Origin of the sequence: Planococcus sp. PAMC 21323 (assembly GCF_000785555.1) — a bacterium.
GTDB lineage: Bacteria > Bacillota > Bacilli > Bacillales_A > Planococcaceae > Planococcus.
Genome location: NZ_CP009129.1, coordinates 1,979,630 through 2,002,193, shown reverse-complemented (window position 1 = coordinate 2,002,193; position 22,564 = coordinate 1,979,630). Strand labels below are relative to the sequence as shown.

General features: G+C 38.8%; 22 protein-coding genes and 1 other annotated feature. All 22 genes read left to right on the top strand.

What is annotated here, in order from left to right; all coding sequences use genetic code 11:
- Positions 1-17: 17 nt before the first annotated feature.
- On the top strand, positions 18-1,568 hold the full coding sequence (locus PLANO_RS10120; RefSeq protein ID WP_038704330.1) for an acyl-CoA carboxylase subunit beta: 1,551 nt from the start codon (positions 18-20) through the stop codon (positions 1,566-1,568).
- Positions 1,569-1,648: 80 nt separating this feature from the next.
- On the top strand, positions 1,649-2,512 hold the full coding sequence (locus tag PLANO_RS10115; protein ID WP_038704329.1) for a ketopantoate reductase family protein: 864 nt from the start codon (positions 1,649-1,651) through the stop codon (positions 2,510-2,512).
- The gene (locus tag PLANO_RS10110; protein WP_052124309.1) at positions 2,509-2,886 is read left to right on the top strand and encodes a DUF3397 family protein; all 378 of its coding nucleotides are present in this window, start codon (positions 2,509-2,511) and stop codon (positions 2,884-2,886) included. Before PLANO_RS10115 ends, PLANO_RS10110 begins: the two co-directional genes overlap by 4 nt.
- A 77-nt stretch (positions 2,887-2,963) precedes the next feature.
- On the top strand, positions 2,964-4,583 hold the full coding sequence (gene bshC, locus PLANO_RS10105; protein WP_038704328.1) for a bacillithiol biosynthesis cysteine-adding enzyme BshC: 1,620 nt from the start codon (positions 2,964-2,966) through the stop codon (positions 4,581-4,583).
- 146 nt (positions 4,584-4,729) lie between these two features.
- Entirely contained in the window at positions 4,730-5,161 is a 432-nt protein-coding gene (gene mraZ / locus PLANO_RS10100; RefSeq protein WP_038704327.1) for a division/cell wall cluster transcriptional repressor MraZ, read from the top strand.
- A 20-nt stretch (positions 5,162-5,181) separates the two neighbouring features.
- The gene (rsmH, locus tag PLANO_RS10095; RefSeq protein WP_038704326.1) at positions 5,182-6,120 is read left to right on the top strand and encodes a 16S rRNA (cytosine(1402)-N(4))-methyltransferase RsmH; all 939 of its coding nucleotides are present in this window, start codon (positions 5,182-5,184) and stop codon (positions 6,118-6,120) included.
- 12 nt (positions 6,121-6,132) lie between these two features.
- Entirely contained in the window at positions 6,133-6,495 is a 363-nt protein-coding gene (ftsL, locus tag PLANO_RS10090) for a cell division protein FtsL (protein ID WP_038704325.1), read from the top strand.
- The gene (locus PLANO_RS10085; protein ID WP_038704324.1) at positions 6,492-8,846 is read left to right on the top strand and encodes a penicillin-binding protein; all 2,355 of its coding nucleotides are present in this window, start codon (positions 6,492-6,494) and stop codon (positions 8,844-8,846) included. Before ftsL ends, PLANO_RS10085 begins: the two co-directional genes overlap by 4 nt.
- A 25-nt stretch (positions 8,847-8,871) precedes the next feature.
- Positions 8,872-9,840 (top strand): phospho-N-acetylmuramoyl-pentapeptide-transferase, encoded by a 969-nt coding sequence (gene mraY / locus PLANO_RS10080; protein ID WP_156108901.1) that lies wholly within the window; start codon positions 8,872-8,874, stop codon positions 9,838-9,840.
- Positions 9,841-11,205 carry a UDP-N-acetylmuramoyl-L-alanine--D-glutamate ligase gene (gene murD / locus PLANO_RS10075; RefSeq protein WP_038704323.1) on the top strand — a complete coding sequence of 455 codons (1,365 nt, stop codon included), beginning with the start codon at positions 9,841-9,843 and terminating at the stop codon, positions 11,203-11,205.
- Between the two features lie 19 nt (positions 11,206-11,224).
- The gene (locus tag PLANO_RS10070) at positions 11,225-12,013 is read left to right on the top strand and encodes a cell division protein FtsQ/DivIB (RefSeq protein ID WP_038704322.1); all 789 of its coding nucleotides are present in this window, start codon (positions 11,225-11,227) and stop codon (positions 12,011-12,013) included.
- The gene (locus PLANO_RS10065) at positions 11,991-12,716 is read left to right on the top strand and encodes a DUF881 domain-containing protein (RefSeq protein WP_038704321.1); all 726 of its coding nucleotides are present in this window, start codon (positions 11,991-11,993) and stop codon (positions 12,714-12,716) included. Before PLANO_RS10070 ends, PLANO_RS10065 begins: the two co-directional genes overlap by 23 nt.
- Before the next feature lie 16 nt (positions 12,717-12,732).
- On the top strand, positions 12,733-13,449 hold the full coding sequence (locus tag PLANO_RS10060) for a DUF881 domain-containing protein (RefSeq protein WP_038704320.1): 717 nt from the start codon (positions 12,733-12,735) through the stop codon (positions 13,447-13,449).
- A gap of 2 nt (positions 13,450-13,451) precedes the next feature.
- Positions 13,452-13,814: a small basic family protein gene (locus tag PLANO_RS10055; RefSeq protein WP_038704319.1), complete on the top strand. Its 363-nt coding sequence runs from the start codon at positions 13,452-13,454 to the stop codon at positions 13,812-13,814.
- Positions 13,815-13,916: 102 nt separating this feature from the next.
- Positions 13,917-15,200, top strand: coding sequence for a cell division protein FtsA (ftsA, locus tag PLANO_RS10050; RefSeq protein ID WP_038704318.1), 1,284 nt, complete (start codon positions 13,917-13,919; stop codon positions 15,198-15,200).
- A gap of 59 nt (positions 15,201-15,259) precedes the next feature.
- Positions 15,260-16,453: a cell division protein FtsZ gene (gene ftsZ / locus PLANO_RS10045; RefSeq protein WP_038704317.1), complete on the top strand. Its 1,194-nt coding sequence runs from the start codon at positions 15,260-15,262 to the stop codon at positions 16,451-16,453.
- 113 nt (positions 16,454-16,566) lie between these two features.
- Entirely contained in the window at positions 16,567-17,244 is a 678-nt protein-coding gene (locus tag PLANO_RS10040; protein WP_038704316.1) for a YggS family pyridoxal phosphate-dependent enzyme, read from the top strand.
- Complete coding sequence (locus PLANO_RS10035) at positions 17,235-17,720, top strand: cell division protein SepF (RefSeq protein ID WP_038704315.1); 486 nt, start codon at positions 17,235-17,237, stop codon at positions 17,718-17,720. Before PLANO_RS10040 ends, PLANO_RS10035 begins: the two co-directional genes overlap by 10 nt.
- 20 nt (positions 17,721-17,740) lie before the next feature.
- A complete protein-coding gene (locus tag PLANO_RS10030) occupies positions 17,741-18,004 on the top strand; it encodes a YggT family protein (protein WP_038704314.1) in 264 nt (87 codons plus the stop codon).
- 61 nt (positions 18,005-18,065) lie between these two features.
- Complete coding sequence (locus PLANO_RS10025) at positions 18,066-18,851, top strand: YlmH family RNA-binding protein (protein ID WP_038704313.1); 786 nt, start codon at positions 18,066-18,068, stop codon at positions 18,849-18,851.
- 94 nt (positions 18,852-18,945) lie between these two features.
- A complete protein-coding gene (locus PLANO_RS10020; RefSeq protein WP_038704312.1) occupies positions 18,946-19,467 on the top strand; it encodes a DivIVA domain-containing protein in 522 nt (173 codons plus the stop codon).
- A gap of 37 nt (positions 19,468-19,504) precedes the next feature.
- Positions 19,505-19,719, top strand: a binding site (T-box leader).
- A 44-nt stretch (positions 19,720-19,763) separates the two neighbouring features.
- Complete coding sequence (ileS, locus tag PLANO_RS10015) at positions 19,764-22,526, top strand: isoleucine--tRNA ligase (RefSeq protein ID WP_038704311.1); 2,763 nt, start codon at positions 19,764-19,766, stop codon at positions 22,524-22,526.
- Positions 22,527-22,564 lie beyond the last annotated feature (38 nt).

Genomic DNA, 22,564 nt, shown 5'->3' with positions numbered 1-22,564 from the left:
ACAAAGGGGACAATGAAATGACAAAAACGACTGAAACAATAGGATATAATGAGCGTTTAGAACAAAAGCTTGCAAAAATTTTTGCTGGGGGGCAGCAAAAATATCACGAGAAGATGAAAGAAAGCAATAAACTATTTGTTCGTGACCGTTTGAAATTATTATTTGATGATGAAAACTACGCAGAAGATGGACGTTTTGCTAATGTTGAGGCAGACGACCTTCCGGCTGATGGCGTTGTCACAGCTATTGGTAAAGTTAACGGCGAAACAGTTTGTGTCATGGCGAACGATTCTACGGTTAAAGCAGGTTCTTGGGGTTCACGCACTGTTGAAAAAATTATTCGTATTCAAGAAACTGCAGAAAAAATGCAAGTGCCTATGTTGTACTTAGTAGACTCTGCTGGTGCGCGTATTACAGATCAACTGGACATGTTCCCGAACCGTCGCGGCGCCGGAAAAATTTTTCATAACCAAGTAAGAATGTCAGGAATGGTGCCACAAGTTTGTTTACTATTCGGTCCATCTGCAGCAGGTGGTGCGTATATTCCAGCTTTTTGTGACATCGTGATCATGGTTGAAGGCAATGCTTCTATGTATCTAGGATCGCCACGTATGGCTGAAAAAGTTATTGGTGAAAAAGTAACGCTTGAAGAAATGGGCGGAGCACGCATGCATTGTACTGTCAGTGGTGTCGGTGACGTATTAGTAGCTACGGAAGAAGAAGCCATTTCAGAAGCGCGTCGCTACTTAACAAACTTCCCAGCTAACTTTGCAATCAAGCCTGAAAAAATTGAAGCAAAAGCAGCAAAAGCGGGCCGTTCACTTGAAGCGATTATCCCAGAAAACCAAAACGCTCCTTTTGATATGTATGAACTGATCGATCAATTGGTTGACGAAGGCAGTTTCTTTGATATTAAGAAATTATTTGCGGGCGAATTGATTACTGGAATTGCACGTATTGACGGACAAGTTGTCGGTATTCTTGCCAACCAACCAAAAGTAAAAGGTGGCGTATTGTTTGGTGACTCAGCTGATAAAGGTGCGAAATTTATTAATCTTTGTGACGCATTCTCAATTCCGTTATTATTCCTAGCAGACGTTCCAGGTTTCATGATTGGAACGAAAGTTGAACGTGCTGGAATTATTCGTCACGGCGCCAAGTTTATCGCAGCAATGAGTTCTGCAACTGTGCCGAAAATTTCGGTGATTGTCCGTAAAGCATACGGTGCTGGATTATACGCCATGGCAGGCCCTGCATTTGAGCCGGACGTCTGCATTGCGTTGCCTACAGCACAAATTGCGGTAATGGGTCCTGAGGCTGCTGTAAACGCTGTGTATTCTAATAAGATTGAAGCAATTGAAGATCCAAAAGAACGTCTTAAATATGTTCAGGAAAAACATCAAGAATACAAAGAGGAAATCGATATTTATCGCTTGGCATCTGAATTGATCGTTGACGAAATTGTGGCACCGCACCAATTACGTTCAGTACTTTCTCAGCGCTTATCGTTTTACGAAACAAAAGATTTGCCGTTGCCATATCGAAAACATCCGATTTATCCTGTATAATAAGTTATGATTAGAAGTCTGCCTAATATGGGCAGGCTTCTTTTTTAAGAAAAATTTGTGGCACTGTAAGGAGTGATTCCGTGAAATATGCAATTATCGGAGCTGGAGTCAGTGGATTGCTACCAGCTTATCTACTGAAAAAAGCGGGCCATGAAGTGCAAGTGATTACACAGCACGAAGAGCAAGCCGCTTTGATTAACAAGCAAGGAATTATACATGGTGAAAGCTGCCAAAAAGTAGATGCTTATACAGATTTCGAACAAATCGATCCAGATGCTTTTATTCTTGTTACAGTTAACTACGAAGAACTGCAACCTATTTTAAGGTTGTTAAAAATTCGCCGTCCAAGTAATAAAATCGTTTTTTTACAACAAGGTATGCTTTATTTAGAAAAAGCCCATGCATTATCACATAGGCATATTGCCGCCGCTATATTGGAGACAGATTGTATCAAATTAAGTGATAATGAAATTAGTTTTAATAAAACGGTTCAACTAATTTTTGGGTTAATAAAAGGGCAGTTAGAAGAATTCCAACCACTGCTTCACACCACTGCTTGGCAGAGTGAGTGGGTAGATAATATTGAAAAGTCGCTGTTTGAAAGCGTATTGCTTAGCAGTTTGATTGATCCGCTAACCGCTATGATGAAGATACGTTTAGGTGAGTTGATTACAAACCCACATGCTTATGAATTGTTCCGAAATTTGTATAATGAATTATATTTGGCATTTCCAGAAATTGAGAGGCTGCAGCCAATCGAACATGTAGCGACTATGTGTGCAGCAGAATCCGCAAAAGTATCGAGGATGTATGCTGACCGTTTAGCTAATGATCCAATGGAGGTTGATGGTCTTATGTTGTATGTATTAAATCGTTCAAAGTTAGAATTGCCTTTATTCAAAGCGTTTTATCACCTTTTGAAAACCATTGAGGTAAGAACATGACAATAGTAAATGCAATTGCTTCCGTATTTTTATATATTCCTTTTCTTTTATTTATTCTTGTCTATCTCTTTTCTATAAAAAGAAAAAAACAAAAAGCATTAGTTTTTGCATCAGATATTACAACATTCTTATTGTTCTTTTCTGTATCTGCAAGTATTGAGTTTCTATGGGGCTTTTCCACCTCAGCATATATTTATTTTATAGCGCTCATATTAGCAATTGTCATGTTGGTTATCGAATGGAGATCAACTAAAGAACTTGAAATCATTCCGTTTTTACGTAAATTGTGGAGAACTTACTTTTTGCTATTGGCCACACTTTATGCCCTTGTGTGGATAGTAGGTCTTGTTTCCATTATCGTTAAATCAATTTAGCAGGCGTATTTTTTTTATTTAATAGATGCGTTTGCTATAGTAGATTTTGAATGTAAAGGGAAAAGGGGACTTTTTGAATGAAAGTAGAGGAAAAGTACGTAGAACCATCTAGTAAATTGATGAGCGATTATATAAATAGTCAATCGGGGCTTCAAAGATACTTTTCATACGATCCACAAATAGAGTCGTTTGAAAAAAGATTAAAGAGTCTTAAATACCATTCTGTAGACCGCTCAAGATTAGCAGGCATTGTTCGTGATTATATGAAACCTGAAAAATTATCTGAAGCGGCACAGCAAAATTTAGCTGATTTTGAAGCAGGCGCACCTGTAGTAATTACAGGTCAGCAAGCGGGAATTTTAACTGGACCCTTATATACGGTACATAAAGCAATATCTGTCATTATTCTTGCAAAACAAGCTACTGAACAACTACAAACACCAGTTGTCCCAGTTTTTTGGATTGCTGGAGAGGATCATGATTTGGCTGAAGTTAGCCATCTTTACCGAGAAGTAAATGGGCGGATAGATAAATTGAATATTCCCTATGCCGAATACGGAAAAAAATCAGCTTCAACTGCAAATCTCAATAAACTGAAAACAGCTTCTTTTTTAGAAGAGTTTTTCCGTAGCCTACCTGAAACAGAACATTCCAAAGAGATTCAGGAATTGACCTATGGTTTATTAGAAGAAGCCCAATCTTTCACTGATTTTTTTGTTGCACTTCTTCATTATTTCTTTCAAGAAGAAGGGCTACTGTATATAGATGCTGCAGATAAAGCATTCAGACAATACGAATCTCCTTATTTCGTGAAAATGATTGAGCATACAGTTGACATTGCCAAGACCGTTACTGAAACAGAAAAGTCACTTATTGAAGATGGTTATAACGCAGTAATAGGTGCAGAAGAGACAGCTGCAAATCTTTTTATCACGATCAAAGGAGAGCGTTTATTATTAGAACGCGAAGGCCACGAGTTTGTAGCGAATAACGGCTCCATACGCTTTACAAAACAGCAACTTCTTGATATAGCAGATAAAACGCCGGAGCTATTAAGTAATAATGTGGTGACTCGTCCGTTAATGCAGGAAATGGTTTTTCCTGTACTTGCTTTTGTTGGAGGTCCTGGCGAAATTGCTTATTGGGCAGCTTTAAAAGGAGCTTTTGAGTTATTCGATATGGAATTGCCGGTAATTATGCCTCGACTAAGCTTAACTTTAGTAAACCGGCAAACACAAAGTTTGCTAAAAAAATACGACTTGGATTTTTCAGCTGTGGTTAATGACCGTCAAGTATCATCGAAGAGAAACCAATTGATGGAGACGATACGTGAGCAAGAAGCTGAAATACTAATTAAGAATGTTGAACTTGAATTAGAAAAAGCCTATGAGCAAATCAATCAAGAATTATCTTCTATCAGCAAAGGATTAACGCCAATAGTTGAGAAGAATTTACAATTTCATGTTAAGCAATTAAAGTTCTTGAAAAACAAATTGCAAGATGAAGTAATCCTTCAAAACAGCATAGAGTTCGGACATTACGATGCGATCGAAAATGAATTACTGCCAAATGGTGGGTTTCAAGAACGAATTTATAACCCATTTACTTTTATGAATCAGTATGGAACTGGGCTTGTTACAGAACTTTTAGCACTACCGCTTAGTTATGACAAAAATCATAAAATTATTTATTTTTAAGTGAAAAAGCCTGCATATGCAGGCTTTTTTTATGTCAAAATAACTTGTTGAGATTTTTTTTTGTAACAAAAGTGAAATATTTCAAAAACAAGTGGTGACAAGTGGGGGATTGTGGTACATTTATTACAATAAGTGGGGTGAAGGATATGTTCATGGGAGAATATCAACATAGCGTTGATACAAAAGGACGGTTAATTATACCGGCTAAATTTCGTGAACTCTTGGGTGATCATTTTGTGATTACGCGAGGTCTGGATCAATGTTTATTTGGCTACACTATGGACGAATGGCAGAAAATTGAAGAAAAGCTCAAAGAACTGCCGGTCACTAAAAAAGACGCACGTGCTTTTACACGCTTTTTTTTCTCAGGTGCCTCTGAAGTGGAACTTGATAAGCAAGGGCGCGTCAATATACCGACGACATTAATTTCTTACGCGAAACTTGAAAAAGAATGCATTATCTTAGGTGTGTCCAACCGTTTTGAAATATGGGCAAAAGATTCATGGGAAAGCTATTTTGCAGCATCCGAAGATTCCTTTAGTGAAATCGCGGAAAATTTAACTGATTTTGACTTTTAAAAGTGAACGGGGGGAATGGATTGTTCAATCACACCACGGTTTTACTGCATGAAACTGTCGATGGTCTGAACGTTCGTCCTGATGGCATATATGTTGATTGTACACTGGGCGGAGCAGGGCACAGCGAATATTTGGTTCAGCAATTATCTGACCAAGGTCATTTATATTGTTTCGATCAAGACGCAACGGCAATAGCTCATGCAAAAGAAAAACTACAAGAGTATTTACATAGAATTACATTTATCCATGCCAACTTTAAATTTTTAAAAGAAGAATTGGAAATGCATGGAGTAGAAAAAGTTGATGGCATACTTTATGACTTAGGCGTTTCTTCTCCACAATTGGATACACCAGAAAGAGGGTTTAGTTACCACAACGATGCACCTTTGGATATGCGAATGGACCAGAGCGCAGAACTAAGCGCATACCATGTAGTAAATGAATGGTCTTTCGAAGATTTAGTAAGAATTTTTTATCGTTACGGCGAAGAGAAATTTTCTAAGCAAATCGTGCGTAAAATCGAAGCGGCAAGAGAAAAACAGCCGATCGAAACCACTGGTCAGTTGGTTGAATGCATTAAAGATGGCATTCCTGCCTTTGCTCGTCGCAAAGGTGGCCACCCCGCTAAAAGAGTGTTCCAAGCCATTCGAATTGCAGTAAACGATGAATTAGGTGCAGCCGAAACATCTTTACAAGATGCAGTAAGTCTTTTAGCAATAGGCGGAAGAATTAGCGTCATTACTTTCCATTCGTTAGAAGATCGACTTTGTAAAGCGATTTTCAAAGAAGCCTCTTCTTTACCTGAATTGCCACCGAATTTACCGGTAATTCCTGATGGAATGGAACCTATCTTAAAATTAATTACAAGAAAACCAATCTTACCTTCTGAAGAAGAATTAGAGCATAATAATCGATCTAGGTCCGCTAAACTGCGGATTGCAGAAAAAATAAACGAGTAAGGACGTGTTCAGATGGCACTGAATGCAAGAACAGAAGATTACATCCAACAGTCGGCCGCAGCTAAAAACCCGATACAGCAACAGGCGATTAGAAAAAAAGGTTTAGTCACTAAAGGCGAAAAAATTCTGTATACAACTTTTGTAGCAGTCTGTATTATGTGTGCATTGCTGGTTTTGCAGAATCAAGCAACGATTCAAGCATCAACTCAAGAAATTCAAAAAATTGAACAATCAGTCAATGAAACATCGAAGCAAAATACAGATTTGTCCGTACAAGTAAGTGAACTGTCTTCATATTCGCGCATTTGGGCTAAAGCGAAAGAACTTGGCCTTAAACTAAATGAGCAAAATGTAAAGGTAGTGCCTGGACAATGAAGAAAAAGTTTCGGTTTCAAGGAGGAGCCTTTCTGCTATTTTTGTTATTCGCAGGGCTCTTTTTCCTTTTATTGGCGAGAATTGTAACAATACAAGCCACGGGGAAAGTGGAAGGACAAGAATTGGCTGCTAAAGCTGCAGCGAAATACAGTCAAGAAGAAGTGTTGACGGCTGAACGCGGGCGCATTATCGATCGCAATGGCGAAATAATAGCTGAAGATACACTTACCTATAAGCTAGTCGCAGTGCTCGATGAATCGGTTACGCAAAAAGCAAGTGATCCGCAACATGTTGTAGATACTGAAGAAACTGCTAAGAAATTAGCGGGATATTTGGATACCTCTGAAGAAAAAATTCTAGAAATTTTAAAGAGTGGTGTCGAAAAAGATCGCTATCAAGTAGAATTTGGTTCTGCTGGTCGTGAAATTAGTCATACGCAGATGCTAGCCATGAAGGAAGAAGATATTCCAGGTCTTCTATTTGTTCGAGATTTAAAAAGGTTATATCCTAATGGTGTTTTTGCTTCGCATTTAATTGGCTATGCAATGAAAGAAGAGCTAGAAAATGGAGAAACAAAAACAACGGGAAGAATGGGTCTTGAATCGATTCATAACGACGTGTTAACTGGGATAAATGGCAAAATGGAATTTGATACGGATAAGTGGGGCTTTTTACTGCCAAATAATGAATCGGTGATCACGCCAGCCGTGAACGGAGCGGACGTTCAACTCACATTGGATAAAACGTTGCAAAATTTCTTAGAAGATGCAATGACTGGTGTGCAAGAAGAGTACGACCCAACGCGAATGATCGCAGTAATCGCAGATCCTAAAACAGGTGAAATTTTATCAATGTCTCAACGTCCAACATTTGACCCGAATACGCGAGAAGGTCTATCAGACAATTGGCTAAATGAAAGTATCGAATTAACGATTGAACCCGGTTCACCGATGAAAATGTTTACATTAGCCGCAGCTATTGAAGAAGGTAAATGGGATCCTAATGCTACTTATAAGTCAGGGACATATACTTTACTTGATAGTAAAATAGGAGATCACAATAGCGGTCAAGGGTGGGGGACGATCTCATTCTTAGAAGGATTCCAACGTTCATCCAACGTTTCAATGGCTTATTTGCTAGAACGTCTCGGAGCAGATACCTTCATGAATTATGTAGATGCTTTTGGTTTTGGAGAACAAACAGGCATCGATTTGCCTAAAGAAGCATCAGGTAAAATCTTGAACCAATGGCCGATAAATAAATTAACGACTGCATACGGGCAAGGTTCTACAGTTACACCTATTCAAATGATTCAAGCGGCGTCTGCTATTGCCAATGACGGGGTCATGATGAAACCGTATGTAATCGATCAAATCAAAAACTCCGATACAGGAGAAGTAACAGTTAAAAGCGAACCACAAGAAGCAGGCCAGCCGATTTCAGCTGAAACCGCTAATCAAGTTAAAGAAGTATTAGCTTCGACTGTCACTTCTGATGTGGGTTCAGCGAGAGGGTTTGCATTAAAAGACTATACAGTCGCAGGAAAAACCGGAACAGCACAAGTACCAAAAGAAGGTGGCGGATATTTAACAGGTAGAAATAATTACTTGTTCTCCTTTTTAGGTATGGCTCCTGCAGATGATCCGGAATTGCTTATCTATATCGGTGTTCAACAACCTAATGTGCCAGCTAACGAGTATGGTTCTGTACCAGTAGCAAAAATTTTCACTTCAGTTATGGAGAATAGCTTAAAGTATTTGAACATCGAACCCGAAAATATGGCTGAAGCAGTAACAGTTCAAATGGAAGAATATACTGGCAGTACAGTAACACAAGCTACTGAAAAATTACAAAAATTAGGAATAGAAGTTGTTGTTACAGGAGATAGTGAGAAAGTTGTTTCTCAGTATCCTGAAGCTGGAAATACCGCTTTGAAGGATGGACAAGTGATTCTGAAAACAGATGGCGATACAACTTTACCTGATTTCACAGGATGGTCGAAACGTGAGTTGCTTGCTTACCAATCATTAAGCGGTTTAGCACTAGAAATTGCGGGACAAGGCTATGCAATGACACAAAGTATCGAAAAAGGTCAACTTGTGGTGGCAGGTGATTCGGTGATTATTGAACTTTATCCGCCGGAGATTTTTTATCCCGCGCAAGCAAAAGAGAAAGAAGACAATAATCAAAATCAGGTTGAGCAAGAAAGTTTAGATGGTATTGAATCAGAAAATACAGTAGAAGAAACTGAAATCGAAATACAAGCAGAGTCAGAAATCGATACGAATACACAACAAAATATAGAAACACAAGAAAATACAGAATCAGAAACAAATAGATCAACTGAGTAACCTTGTGTTTAAAGGAGTTATATAAATGAATACTTTTATATTAATGAGTCTCGGAATTACTTTGTTACTAACGGTTGTACTAATGCCGTTATTTATTCCTTTATTAAAAAGAATGAAATTTGGACAAAGCATACGAGAAGAAGGACCTGAATCACATATGAAGAAAACAGGTACTCCCACTATGGGAGGACTTGTTTTCTTAATCTCTATTATTATTACTGTTTTGGTGGTCGCTTTGATTGCTGGGGGATTATCAGCTAAAATATGGATTTTATTATTAGTTCTTTTCGGTTACGGATTGATTGGCTTTTTGGATGACTTTATCAAAGTGGTATTAAAGAGAAACCTGGGATTAACTTCGCTACAAAAGTTAATCGCTCAAATAATAATTGCAGTCGTATCATTCCTTGTTTTAAGTAATGGTAACTTTGAGACAGGGGTCAATATCCCCTTTACAAACTTTTCCATTGAGTTATCATGGCTATATGTGTTCTTTATCATCTTTTGGTTGGTTGGGTTCTCCAATGCGGTTAATTTAACAGACGGACTTGATGGTTTAGTAGCAGGAACTGCTTCTATTGCATTTGCAGCTTTTGGCGCGTTAGCAATTTATCAAGATGAAATGGCTATCGCAATTTTCACTTTCTCTGTGACAGGAGGATTGCTTGGGTTTTTAATTTTTAACAAATACCCAGCTAAAGTCTTTATGGGGGATACAGGCTCATTAGCATTAGGTGGCGCATTAGCAATGGTTTCGATTTTGCTAAAACAAGAATTATTACTGTTAATAATTGGATTAGTGTTTGTAATTGAAACAGCTTCTGTTATTTTGCAAGTAGGTAGTTTTAAATTGCGTCAAAAACGAATCTTTAAAATGAGCCCTATTCATCATCATTTTGAATTGAGCGGATGGTCGGAATGGAAAGTAGTCCTTGTATTCTGGTCAGTCGGTCTTATCAGTGCGGCAATTGCCGTCTTTTTGGAGGTAATGTAAATGAAAGAAGCTCCACATTTATATCAAAAGAAAGTTCTTGTACTTGGGTTAGCTAAAAGTGGATTTACTGCAGCCCGAATTTTAAATAAGCTAGGTGCATTTGTAACTGTCAATGATTCTAAGCCATTTGAAGAAAATCCTGAAGCACAGGAATTATTAAATATGGGGGTTACCGTCATTTGCGGCAGACATCCAGAAGACCTTCTAGAAGAAGGTTTTGAATTGGTTGTTAAAAACCCGGGTATTCCATATACAAATATTCTAATTCAATCGGCAATGCAAAAGAACATCCCCGTATGGACAGAAATTGAATTAGCTTATTTAATTAGTGAAGCGCCGTTTATCGGCATCACTGGTTCAAACGGCAAAACAACGACTACGACATTATTGTTCCATATGTTAAATCAAGACAATAAAAACCCATTAATTGCTGGGAATATCGGAACAGTGGCGAGTGGAGTAGCTGAAAAAGCGAAAGAAAAAAATATCATTGTGACTGAACTTTCGTCATTCCAGTTAAAAGGGACGGTATCTTTCCGACCGACAATCGCAATTATTACCAATATATATGAAGCACATTTGGATTATCACGGGACGATTGAAGATTACCGAGAATCTAAAATGAAACTTACTTTAAATCAAACAGCGGATGATTATTTTATTTATAATGCTGATCAACCATTATTAGTCGAACATGCAAAGAGTTGCAAAGCTAAACTAGTGCCTTTTACACTCAAGGGACGTACTGAAGAAAGTGTCAGTGCGGATGATAAATATGTATATTGGCAAGGTGAAAAGCTAATTGAACGTTCGAAAATTATGTTGGCAGGTCAGCATAATTTAGAAAATATTTTAGCTGCGACAGCGGCAACTTTATTACAAGGCGGTACAAAAGAAACGATTATTCGTGTTTTAACGTCATTTACAGGGGTAAAACACCGTTCTCAATTTATTAAAGAATGGCAAGGTCGTAAATTTTACAACGATTCAAAAGCCACCAATGCTTTGGCGACAAAAAGTGCTTTAGAAGCTTTTCCAGAGAATATTATTTTGTTGGCTGGTGGCTTAGAACGTAACCATTCATTGGATGAAATCCGTCCATTTATGGACCGCGTCAAGGTATTGGTGACTTTTGGAGAGACAGCTAAACGATTTACAACATTTGCAGATGAAAGCGGCGTACCGGTTATTGTCCAAGCGGGCAAAATGGATGATGCTGTCGAAAAAGCAATCAAAGCTTCAGCAGATGGCGATACCATCTTATTGTCGCCCGCATGTGCCAGTTGGGATCAATATGATAGCTTTGAAATTAGAGGAGATGCATTCATTTCCGCGGTCCACCAAATGACGGAAGCGAACGAATAAAAGATAAGGGGCAGCAATTATGGACAAAGTGATTGACATCGAAGAACGCATCCCATCGCTCCGCGATCGACGGAAAAAAAGAACCAATCGCAAGTTTGTGGCGCTGTTGATCATATTTCTCACTTTGCTTGCCATTCTTTTATACAGCCAGTCGAAGTACAGTGAGATCCAGACCATCACTATTAAAGGCGCTGTTCTTTTTAATCAAGAAAGCTATCAGGCAGCAAGTGGATTAGCGAACGGAGATTCAATGTGGTCTTTTGACACACGAACTGTAGCGCAAAAACTTGAAAAGCTGGAATGGGTGGAAGGCGCATCCGTTAAAAAAAACTGGTTGACCGGTGTTGAAATCGAATTAAAAGAATACGTTCAAATGGGTTATTTAGACCGTGGCAACAGTTACCAAATTGTATTATCGAATAATTTAGCGCTTAAGCAACCGGTAACGGTGATCGATGGTCCAATTTACTCGAATTTTGATGACGAGAAAAAAAGAGGCAAATTGATTGATCAATTAACGGATATCAAGCCAGAGGTTCTTCAATTAATTTCTCAAATTATTTTAGATTCAGAAGAACAAGATGCGGACTTTGTTACGTTATATATGAATGATGGCAACGAAGTACGTGGGATTTTGAGCACATTGGCTGACAAGATAAACTATTATCCATCTGTCATTGCGCAATTAGAAAAAGATCAAAAAGGCGTAATCGATATGGAAGTTGGAATATTTTTCCGCTCTTATGCAGATGCTTATGGTTTTGCAGAGGAGGATCCAATAGAAGATGAAAACGCCGAAGAGGAATAACCGAAAAAATATTAGCAAATCGATTGTTTTTTCATTGGTATTTTTAGTTCTTGGATTTATTATGGCCTACTCCTATAGCTTATCCAGTTCTACAAAAGAAGAGGAAGGTTATACAGGTGGTGCTTTTTTTGAACAAGAAGAACGATACCGGAAAGAATTGATTGTGCAACAAGAGCGTAACAAAGCTTTGCGAGATGAATTACAAGCCAAACAAAGTGATGTTCAAGAATACGAAAAATCTTTTGCAGATGGAGAAAATCGTTATACTGAATACGCAAAAGAAGCAGAAGAACTAAGGAGATATCTTGGTCTTGTGCCAGTGCAAGGAAGCGGTTTGAAAGTAACGCTACAAGACGGTGATTACAACCCTAATTCAGTTAACCCAAATGATTATATCGTTCACGAAAGTCATGTTTTCCAAGTGATTAACGAATTGTACATCTCGGGTGCTGAGGCGATTTCTATTAACGGTCAACGTATTCATAGCAATTCCTATATTGTGTGTACGGGACCGGTAATTACGGTAGATGGTGTGCAATACCCAGCTCCTTTTATTATCGAAGCTATCGGTGAACCAAAAGTGTTGTCTTCGTCAATTAAGTTAACCGGTGGGATTATGGATCAATTAGTTAATGATAATATTATCGTTACATTGGACGAAGGATTAATCGTTAAAATGCCTGCTTTACTTACGGAATCATGAGTAAGGAGGAAGTTTTGTGAAAAGAAAAATCTTTACTCGTTTTACGTCGATCATGTTTTTAATCGGGTTAATGACCGCAGTACAATACAACACGATCAATGAACCAGACAGGCGTGATACGCGGGATGTGTGGGAAGTCAGACAAGAGTTATCAAGAGAGAAAAAACTGCATTCTCAATTGCTTTCAGAAGTAGGTAGTCTCGATGAAACTTTAAACAAATATAATACAGCTGCAGATGAAAGCCCTGAGCAAGCATTACGTGAAACAGCTGGAGAACTTAGATCGGCTGTTGGTTTATCAGAAACAACTGGGCCTGGATTTGAAGTTTTAGTGGAACCATCGATGGAAGCGGTTGCGTTAGGATTGGAAATCGAAGGAATTTCGCCAGATTTACTGATCCGATTAGTCAATGAAATCAATCGATATGAAGCAATTCATGTTTCGGTAGATGGCAAACGGATCATAAATACAACATCGATACGAGATATAAACGGTCAGACGTCTGTAAATGCAAAACCAGTTGAAACACCACCATTTTCGATAAAAATTATTTCGAAGTCGATGGAAGACTCGGAAAAACTGTATAATCATTTATTAGGATCACGAATTCTAGATGATTTTTATATCGATAATATGTCACTAACAGTTTCGGCGCCACAAAGCGATATGATAATTGAAGCATATGACGGCATTATCGATACTAAATATTTACAAGCGATAGAGGAGGAATAGCGATGTGGCTATCCATTTTAGGTTTAATACTCGGTATATCGCTAGGACTTCTAACGGACATGCAAATACCGCCAGAATATGCCAATTATTTGTCCATAGCCGTATTAGCATCACTCGATACACTTTTTGGCGGAATACGTGCTCATCTACAACAAGTGTATGATGATAAAGTATTTGTTTCTGGATTCTTTTTCAACATTGCATTAGCAGCGGGTCTTGCTTTTCTCGGTGTTCATCTAGGCGTAGATTTGTATTTAGCTGCGATATTTGCATTTGGTGTGCGGCTATTTCAAAATATTGCAGTCATTCGACGCATAATATTGGCAAAATGGGCTGAAAAAAAAGAAGTTAGAGAAACAATTTGAATAATTCGAGGAAATTTGTTTAAGATTTGCGATTTTCTTAGACAAGGTGCACGATATGCAATAGAATATAAGTACAGTAGTTTAATAAGGAGGTGCCACGAATTGAGTCAATCAGAATTATATGTAAGTTTAGACATCGGTTCGTCTTCCGTTAAAGTTTTAATCGGAGAAATGGCTAACAAGTCATTGAATGTAATTGGTGTCGGAAATGTAAAATCTAATGGGATAAAAAAAGGTGCGATTGTTGACATAGATGCAACGGTTCAGTCCATTAAAAAAGCTGTTGATCAAGCAGAGCGCATGATCGGTAAATCGATTCACGAAGTAGTATTAGGAATCCCAGCTAACAAAGCAGTATTGCAACCAGTTAAAGGGATTGTGGCAGTAAACAGTGAAAATCGTGAAATTACCGATGAGGACTTAGATCGTGTATTAGAAGCGGCACAAGTAATGTCAATACCACCAGAACGGGAATTGGTAAACATCATTCCTGAGCAATACATTGTTGACCATTTAGGAGAAATCAAAGATCCTCGAGGCATGATTGGTATTCGCCTTGAAATGGATGGTACAATGGTGACAACTTCAAAAACAATTTTACACAACGTACTTCGATGCGTAGAAAGAGCGGGGCTTGAAATACGTGATATTTACGTTCAACCGCTTGCAGCAGGAAGTTATGCGTTGACTGAAGATGAGAAAAATCATGGCACAGCGTGTATCGATATCGGCGGAGGATCTACTTCTATATCTATCTTCCAAGAAGGCCACTTAACTGCTTCTACCGTAATTCCAGTTGGAGGCGACCACGTTACAAAAGATTTGTCCATTATTTTAAAGACACCGACAGATCAAGCTGAAAAAATTAAACTTGAACATGGTCATGCGTTTTTTGAAGATGCTTCAGAAGATGAAGTTTTTGAAGTTCCAGTTATTGGATCTGATTCAACAGAACAGTATAATCAAAAATACATATCTGAAATAATCGGAGTTCGCCTGGAAGAACTTTTTGAACTGATTTTAGATGAGTTTTACCGCTTAGGCGTACAAGACTTGCCAGGAGGAGTCGTTTTAACAGGCGGCACGGCTAAATTGGATGGACTGCCAGAACTTGCGCGTAATATTCTGCAAACTCGCGTTCGTCTATTTACACCAGAATTTATCGGCGTTCGCGAACCACAGTACACGACAGCAGTTGGCTTAATTCAATATGCATACATGGAAGATGTTTTCTATGGCCGTATTGGAAACGCTGGAGCTGTTGCCGGAGCTGCAAAAGTAGAACATCAAGAAGTACAACAACCTAAGAAGCAAAAGCAGCCAAAGCAAAATTCTGAAGGTGTCGTAACAAAAGCTAAAAAGATGTTTGATCGATTCTTTGAATAAAATCAATGTTGCATCTAGCTTGCAACTATAAAAGCTAAGCAATCTTAGGAGGAAAAAGAATGTTGGAATTTGATACAAATATTGATGCACTAGCCGTAATTAAAGTTATTGGGGTAGGTGGCGGTGGTAACAATGCCGTAAACCGTATGATCGAACACGGAGTACAAGGTGTAGAATTTATAGCAGTAAACACAGATGCTCAAGCTTTAAACTTATCTAAAGCAGAAGTGCGTCTTCAAATTGGTGGTAAATTGACACGCGGTCTTGGAGCCGGTGCTAACCCTGATGTAGGTAAAAAAGCAGCAGAAGAAAGCAAAGAGCAAATTGAAGAAGCATTGCGCGGAGCCGATATGGTATTCGTAACTGCAGGAATGGGCGGCGGAACAGGAACTGGTGCGGCACCAGTTATTGCTGGAATCGCAAAAGAACTTGGGGCATTGACTGTTGGTGTCGTTACTCGTCCATTTACTTTCGAAGGTCGTAAACGTTCAACACAAGCAATCGGTGGTATTGCAACGATGAAAGAATCAGTTGATACATTGATTGTTATTCCAAACGATCGTTTACTTGAAATCGTTGATAAAAACACACCAATGCTTGAAGCTTTCCGCGAAGCGGATAATGTTTTACGCCAGGGTGTATCTGGTATCTCTGATTTGATCGCCGTTCCTGGATTGATCAACTTGGATTTCGCCGACGTTAAAACGATTATGTCTAACAAAGGTTCTGCACTTATGGGAATCGGTGTATCTTCTGGAGAAAACCGTGCGTCTGAAGCGGCTAAAAAAGCTGTTTCAAGTCCATTACTTGAAGTTTCAGTTGACGGTGCTAAAGGAGTCTTAATGAACATTACAGGCGGATCTAACCTTAGCCTTTATGAAGTTCAAGAAGCAGCTGATATTGTAGCTTCTGCATCTGATGAAGAAGTTAACATGATTTTCGGTTCTGTTATTAACGATAACTTGAAAGATGAAATTATCGTGACAGTTATTGCGACTGGATTTAATGAAGAGCAGCTACAACCAAGAACGCCAAGAGGATCTGGATTGAATTCAAGCCGTGTGCAGTCGATTCAACAACAGGCTCCAGCGCCTTCAATCCGTGATGCACGCCGTGAAGATCAGCGTCGTGACGAGCAACGTCGTGAAGAACAACCACCTTATTATAACCAAGAGCCACAAAGACAAGAAAAACATAGCGACGATGCATTAGACATTCCGACTTTCTTACGCAATCGTCAAAAGAGACGTTAATCCAAACAGCTGCCGGTTGGGCAGCTGTTTTTTTGTAGAGAAAGAGCTTAATTGATAAATCAATTAAAACTTGGTACAATATATTGGACTTCTATAAGAAAAGTTGTGACTAGATGAAACCAATCAAACCTAAATTTGAAGAAATTACAGAACAATTATCTGCTATAAATGACACGATACAGATTATTGCAGTAACAAAACAAGTTGGCATTGAACGCACAGAAGAAGCGATTCAAGCAGGGATTCATCATCTGGGTGAAAACCGTCCAGAAGGATTGACAAAAAAAATCGAAGCGATTGATGAAGATGTGTCTTGGCATTATATAGGCAATCTACAAACGAGAAAAGTAAAAGATGTCATAAACGAAATTGATTATTTACATTCGTTAGACCGATTAAGTTTGGCAAAAGAAATTCAAAAGCGTGCAAACCGACCTATAAACTGTTTTGTTCAAGTAAATGTGTCAGGAGAAGAGTCGAAAAGTGGTATCGAACCCGAAGATACGATAAACTTTATCAAATCGCTCGAAACTTATGACAATATTAAAGTGGTTGGATTGATGACTATGGCACCAAATACAACTGATGAAACTATAATTCGTGAAGCATTTAAAGGATTAAAATCACTCCAACTTCAAGTGTCTGAGAAAAAATGGGCACATGCACCATGTACAGAATGTTCGATGGGCATGTCTAACGACTACTTAATTGCTGCTCAAGAAGGAGCTAGTTTTGTCCGAATTGGTACAGCATTGGTTGGGGCAGAAAGTGAGGCAAAAAAATGGGCGTGAAAGACAAATTCAAAAATTTCTTTTATTTAGATGAGTATGAAGAAGAAGAACAACAAGTACGTGAGCAACCCGTTAAACAACAAAAACCTGCTCCGCGATATGAAAAGCCAGCTGCTATACAAGAGCAGAAAAAAGCACCGAAAGAACGGCACCAGAAAGTGGAGGAGACCAATGTGTCTAATTTAGTCAGTATGCAAGGAGCTTCAAAATCTTCAAAAGTTAGCTTAGCAGAACCGAGGGTTTATGCTGAAGCACAAGATATCGCAGAAAGCTTAAAAAACAAGCAAGCCGTAGTTGTCAACCTTCAACGCATTGAAAAAGATCAAGGTCTGCGGATTATCGACTTTTTAAGTGGAACTGTTTATGCTCTTGGTGGAGACATTCAACGTATTGGAACGGATATTTTCTTATGCGTACCAGACACTGTAGAAGTGGATGGCGCCATTTCAGATTATTATTACGACGAGCAACAATAAGAGAGGTGCCATAAAAGAATATGTTAACGTTATTAAATTTAATACTATCAGCTATTAATATCTATTTTTACATTCTAATTGTGAGTGTATTTATGAGTTGGGTACCTAGCATTAAAGAGTCTAGTTTTGGACAAATGATTTCCAAAATTACTGATCCTTATTTAGATATTTTTAGACGTTTTATCCCACCAATCGGTATGATTGATATTTCACCGATTGTCGCGATTTTTACTTTAAATTTGGCAAGCCAAGGGATTATCGTATTATTTAGGTTCTTTGCTTGATTCAAAACCTCACGTGACGTGAGGTTTTTTTCTTGAAAAACTGGTTTGAAGGAGCATTGATATGGAAGAGATATTTCAGCATTTCAGAAAAGAAGAGCAGCAGTTTATTGAACAAGTTTCTGGATGGCTTCGTGAAGTTGAAGACCGTTATTCACCAAAGGTAACGGACTTTCTTGATCCGCGGCAGCGATTTATCGTAGAAGCAGTGATGGGGTCAACTGATGTAAAAATGATGGCTTCGGGGATTTTTAAAGATGCAGAACGACAACGTGTATTGCTGTATCCTTCTTATTTTGAGCCCCAACAAGAAGATTTTAATATTACAGTTTTCGAGTTAAAATACCCGTCAAAGTTTGTTAATTTGCGTCATCCTGATATATTGGGATCGTTAATGTCACTTGGACTTGATCGAAGCAAATTTGGGGACATTCGTATTGATAATGAACGCGTTCAGCTTGCTGTTATGAATGAAATTAGTCCGTATATGCAAAGTAATTTTGTGAGTGCCGCAAAAGTGAAAGTTCAATTAAATGAACTATCAGATGTTACAGAAATGATCGAGACAAGCGAAGAGTGGACAGAAGAGTCTTATACCGTCAGCTCGATGCGACTGGATACAGTAATGAGTTCTGTTTATAATATTTCACGTCAAAAAGCTGCAGCTTTAATTCACGGAGGGAAAGTGAAAGTCAATTGGACTTTGCAAGAACAACCTTCATTTGAACTCCATGAATCGGACATGATATCTTCAAGAGGGTTTGGTCGAGTTCGATTGATTATGATCGAAGGACGAACGAAAAAAGACAAAGTTCGCTTGCAAATCGGCCGTCTAGAAACAAAAAACTAGACGGCTTGGAAAAATTACGAAATAATACTGAAATTTAGAGTCATGAACGGTATAATAGAAAGATAAGATTACTAGTTAAGGAGAGGTTTACTCAATGCCATTATCCCCGTTAGATATACATAACAAAGAATTCAGCCGTGCATTCCGTGGATACCAGGAAGATGAAGTAAATGAATTCCTGGAACAAGTTATGAGAGATTACGAAATTTTGCTTAAAGACAAGGCAGCTCTTGAAGAACGGTTGCGTTCAACCGACGAACGAGTGGGTCATTTCAATACAATTGAATCGACATTGCAAAAATCAATTTTTGTTGCACAAGAAGCTTCAGAAGAAGTTCGTCGTAATTCACAAAAAGAAGCTGAATTGATTGTAAAAGAAGCAGAGAAAAATGCTGATCGCATAGTTAATGAGTCATTGACTAAAGCACGTCGCATAGCAACAGAAATTGAAGAACTGAAAAAACAATCTCGTATATTCAAAAATCGTTTCAAAATGCTCGTTGAGGCTCAACTAGACTTGATCGAAACAGATGATTGGGATACATTATTGGAATACAATATTGATACACAAAATTTAGAGAAGATTGAGAAAGACAAAGAAGAGACGAACTCTTGACTCTAAGCCTTTCTAAAACTATAATTACGACATACAAAAAAACGCGCTGATAGAGACAGTAGTTTATGCAGAACGCTAAAGCGAATCAGGGATAGTGAAAGCCTGATGCGGTCACATTGACGAACATCACTCTTGAGCAGAATTGGTGAATACTAGTAACCAATTCCGTCTACGCCACGTTACGGCGATCGAGTGGCAGCTATCTAGCTGCAACAAGGGTGGTACCGCGAGTTTAAGCTTCTCGTCCCTTTACCAGGGATGGGGGGCTTTTTATTATGCCTACAGGAGGAATAGAAATGGAATACAAAGATACCTTATTGATGCCAAAAACAGATTTTCCAATGCGTGGCAATTTGCCGAATCGTGAGCCAGAAATGCAACAAAAATGGGAAGACATGAATATTTACAAACAAGTGCAAGATCGTACTGCGGGTCGTCCGTTTTTCGTTCTTCATGATGGACCTCCGTATGCGAACGGTGATTTGCATATGGGCCATGCGCTTAACAAAGTATTAAAAGATATGATCGTTCGCTCGCGCTCGATGATGGGCTTCCATGCACCATACGTTCCAGGCTGGGACACGCACGGTTTGCCGATCGAACAAGCGTTAACAAACAAAGGTGTAAACCGCAAAGAAATGTCTTTAGCGGAATTCCGCAAGCTATGTGAAGAATATGCTTTCCAACAAATCGACAATCAACGCTCTCAATTCAAGCGTATTGGTGTTCGTGGCGATTGGGAAAATCCTTATGTGACATTAAAACCAGCTTATGAAGCACGACAAATCGAAGTGTTTGGTAAGATGGCTAATAAAGGTTATATCTACAAAGGATTGAAGCCTGTATATTGGTCACCATCAAGTGAATCGTCACTAGCTGAGGCTGAAATTGAATATCATGATAAAAAATCTCCTTCTATTTACGTTTCTTTCCCTGTTACAGATGGTAAAGGCGTTTTAGCAGAAGGAACAAACTTCGTTATTTGGACGACTACACCTTGGACAATTCCAGCTAACCTTGGAATTGCTGTGCACGCTAAATTAGATTATGCAGAAGTCTCTGTCAATGGCTCTCTTTATGTTGTAGCACAGGAGTTACTAAAAGAAGTTTCAGAAGAACTAGGTTGGACAGATCCAGAAGTTGTTCGTGTTATCAAAGGTGAAGAACTAGAGCATATTCTTGCGAAACACCCACTTTATGATCGCACTGCGTTAGTAATGCTTGGCGAACACGTAACGACGGATTCAGGTACTGGTTGTGTTCATACAGCACCTGGACATGGTGAAGATGACTTCTTAATCGGTAAAAAATACGGATTGGATGTTTTATGCCCAGTTGACGAGCGCGGAGTGATGACAGCTGAAGCACCTGGATTTGAAGGCGAGTTTTATGACAAAGCCAATAAATCGGTAACAGAAGCATTAGAAAAAGTAGGCGCGCTTGAAAAACTAACATTTATCACGCACTCGTATCCGCATGACTGGCGGACGAAAAAACCGGTAATTTACCGTGCAACGGCTCAATGGTTTGTATCGATTGAAGCATTCCGTGACCAAATCTTAAAAGCAATTAAAGAAACATCATTTACACCAGCATGGGGCGAAACACGTTTGTTCAACATGTTACGCGATCGTGGAGATTGGAATATTTCACGTCAGCGCGTATGGGGCGTTCCAATTCCAGTATTTTATGCTGAAAATGGGGATCCTGTTATCACAGAAGAAACCATTGCACATATTGCAAAATTGTTCCGCGAACACGGTTCAAACGTTTGGTTTGAACGTTCAACGGCAGAATTATTACCACCAGGATTTACTCACCCAAGTAGCCCGAACGGTGAATTTACAAAAGAAATGGATATTATGGATGTTTGGTTTGATTCAGGATCATCTCACCAAGGTGTTCTTGTTGAACGGGAAGATCTTCAATATCCAGCAGATCTTTATTTAGAAGGATCTGACCAATACCGTGGTTGGTTCAACTCGTCATTAACGACAAGTGTTGCTATCAATGGTCACGCGCCTTACAAAGGTATTTTGAGCCACGGCTTTACTCTTGATGGCAATGGTCGCAAAATGAGTAAATCACTTGGTAACGTTATTGTTCCGTCGAAAGTCATGAACCAAATGGGCGCAGATATTCTTCGTCTTTGGGTTGCATCGGTAGATTACACAGCAGACGTTCGTGTATCTGATGAAAACTTTAAACAAGTTTCAGAAGTTTACCGCAAAATCCGCAACACGCTGAAATTCCTCCACGGAAACTTAGCAGATTTTAATGAACAAGAGCACCGTGTTGCATTTGAAGACATGCGTGAAATGGATCAATACATGGCGATGAAATTGCAGAAGATGGTAGAAACTGTACGTAAAGGTTATGAAACATATGAGTTTTCAACAATCTATCATGCATTAAACAATTACTGTGCTAACGATTTAAGTTCATTCTACTTGGATGTTGCAAAAGACGTTGTTTACATTGAAAATGCAGATCATCCACATCGTCGTGCGATGCAAACCGTAATGTTTGATTCGTTAATGTCAATTTTAAAATTAGCAGCACCAATCATCCCTCATACAGCGGATGAGTTATGGTCTTACTTGAGCTTTGTGGAAGAAGAAAGTGTTCAATTGACGGATTTCCCAGAAGTTGTTTCAAACCCAGCGTTTGAAGGATTAAATGACAAATGGAGCAAATTTATGGACGTTCGCGATGATGTGTTAAAAGCATTGGAAGAAGCGCGTGCAGCTAAAACAATTGGTAAATCACTAGAAGCGAAAGTAACGGTCTTTGGCGACAAAGAACTTGCTACATTGCTAGCTTCTACAGACGAAAATCTTGCTCAATTGTTCATCGTATCGAAATACGAATACGGTGGAACACAAGATCAAGCACCAGAACATGCTGTAAAAATTAATGAAGTTTCTGTAACTGTTGAAAAAGCAACTGGTGAAAAATGTGAACGTTGCTGGACTATTTCTGAAGAAATTGGTCAAAGTGAAGCACATCCAACATTATGCCCTCGCTGTGCCAGTGTTGTAGAAACACAGTTTGCTTAATTAATAACACTAAATTTAAGAAGGGTTTGGAGCGTCGA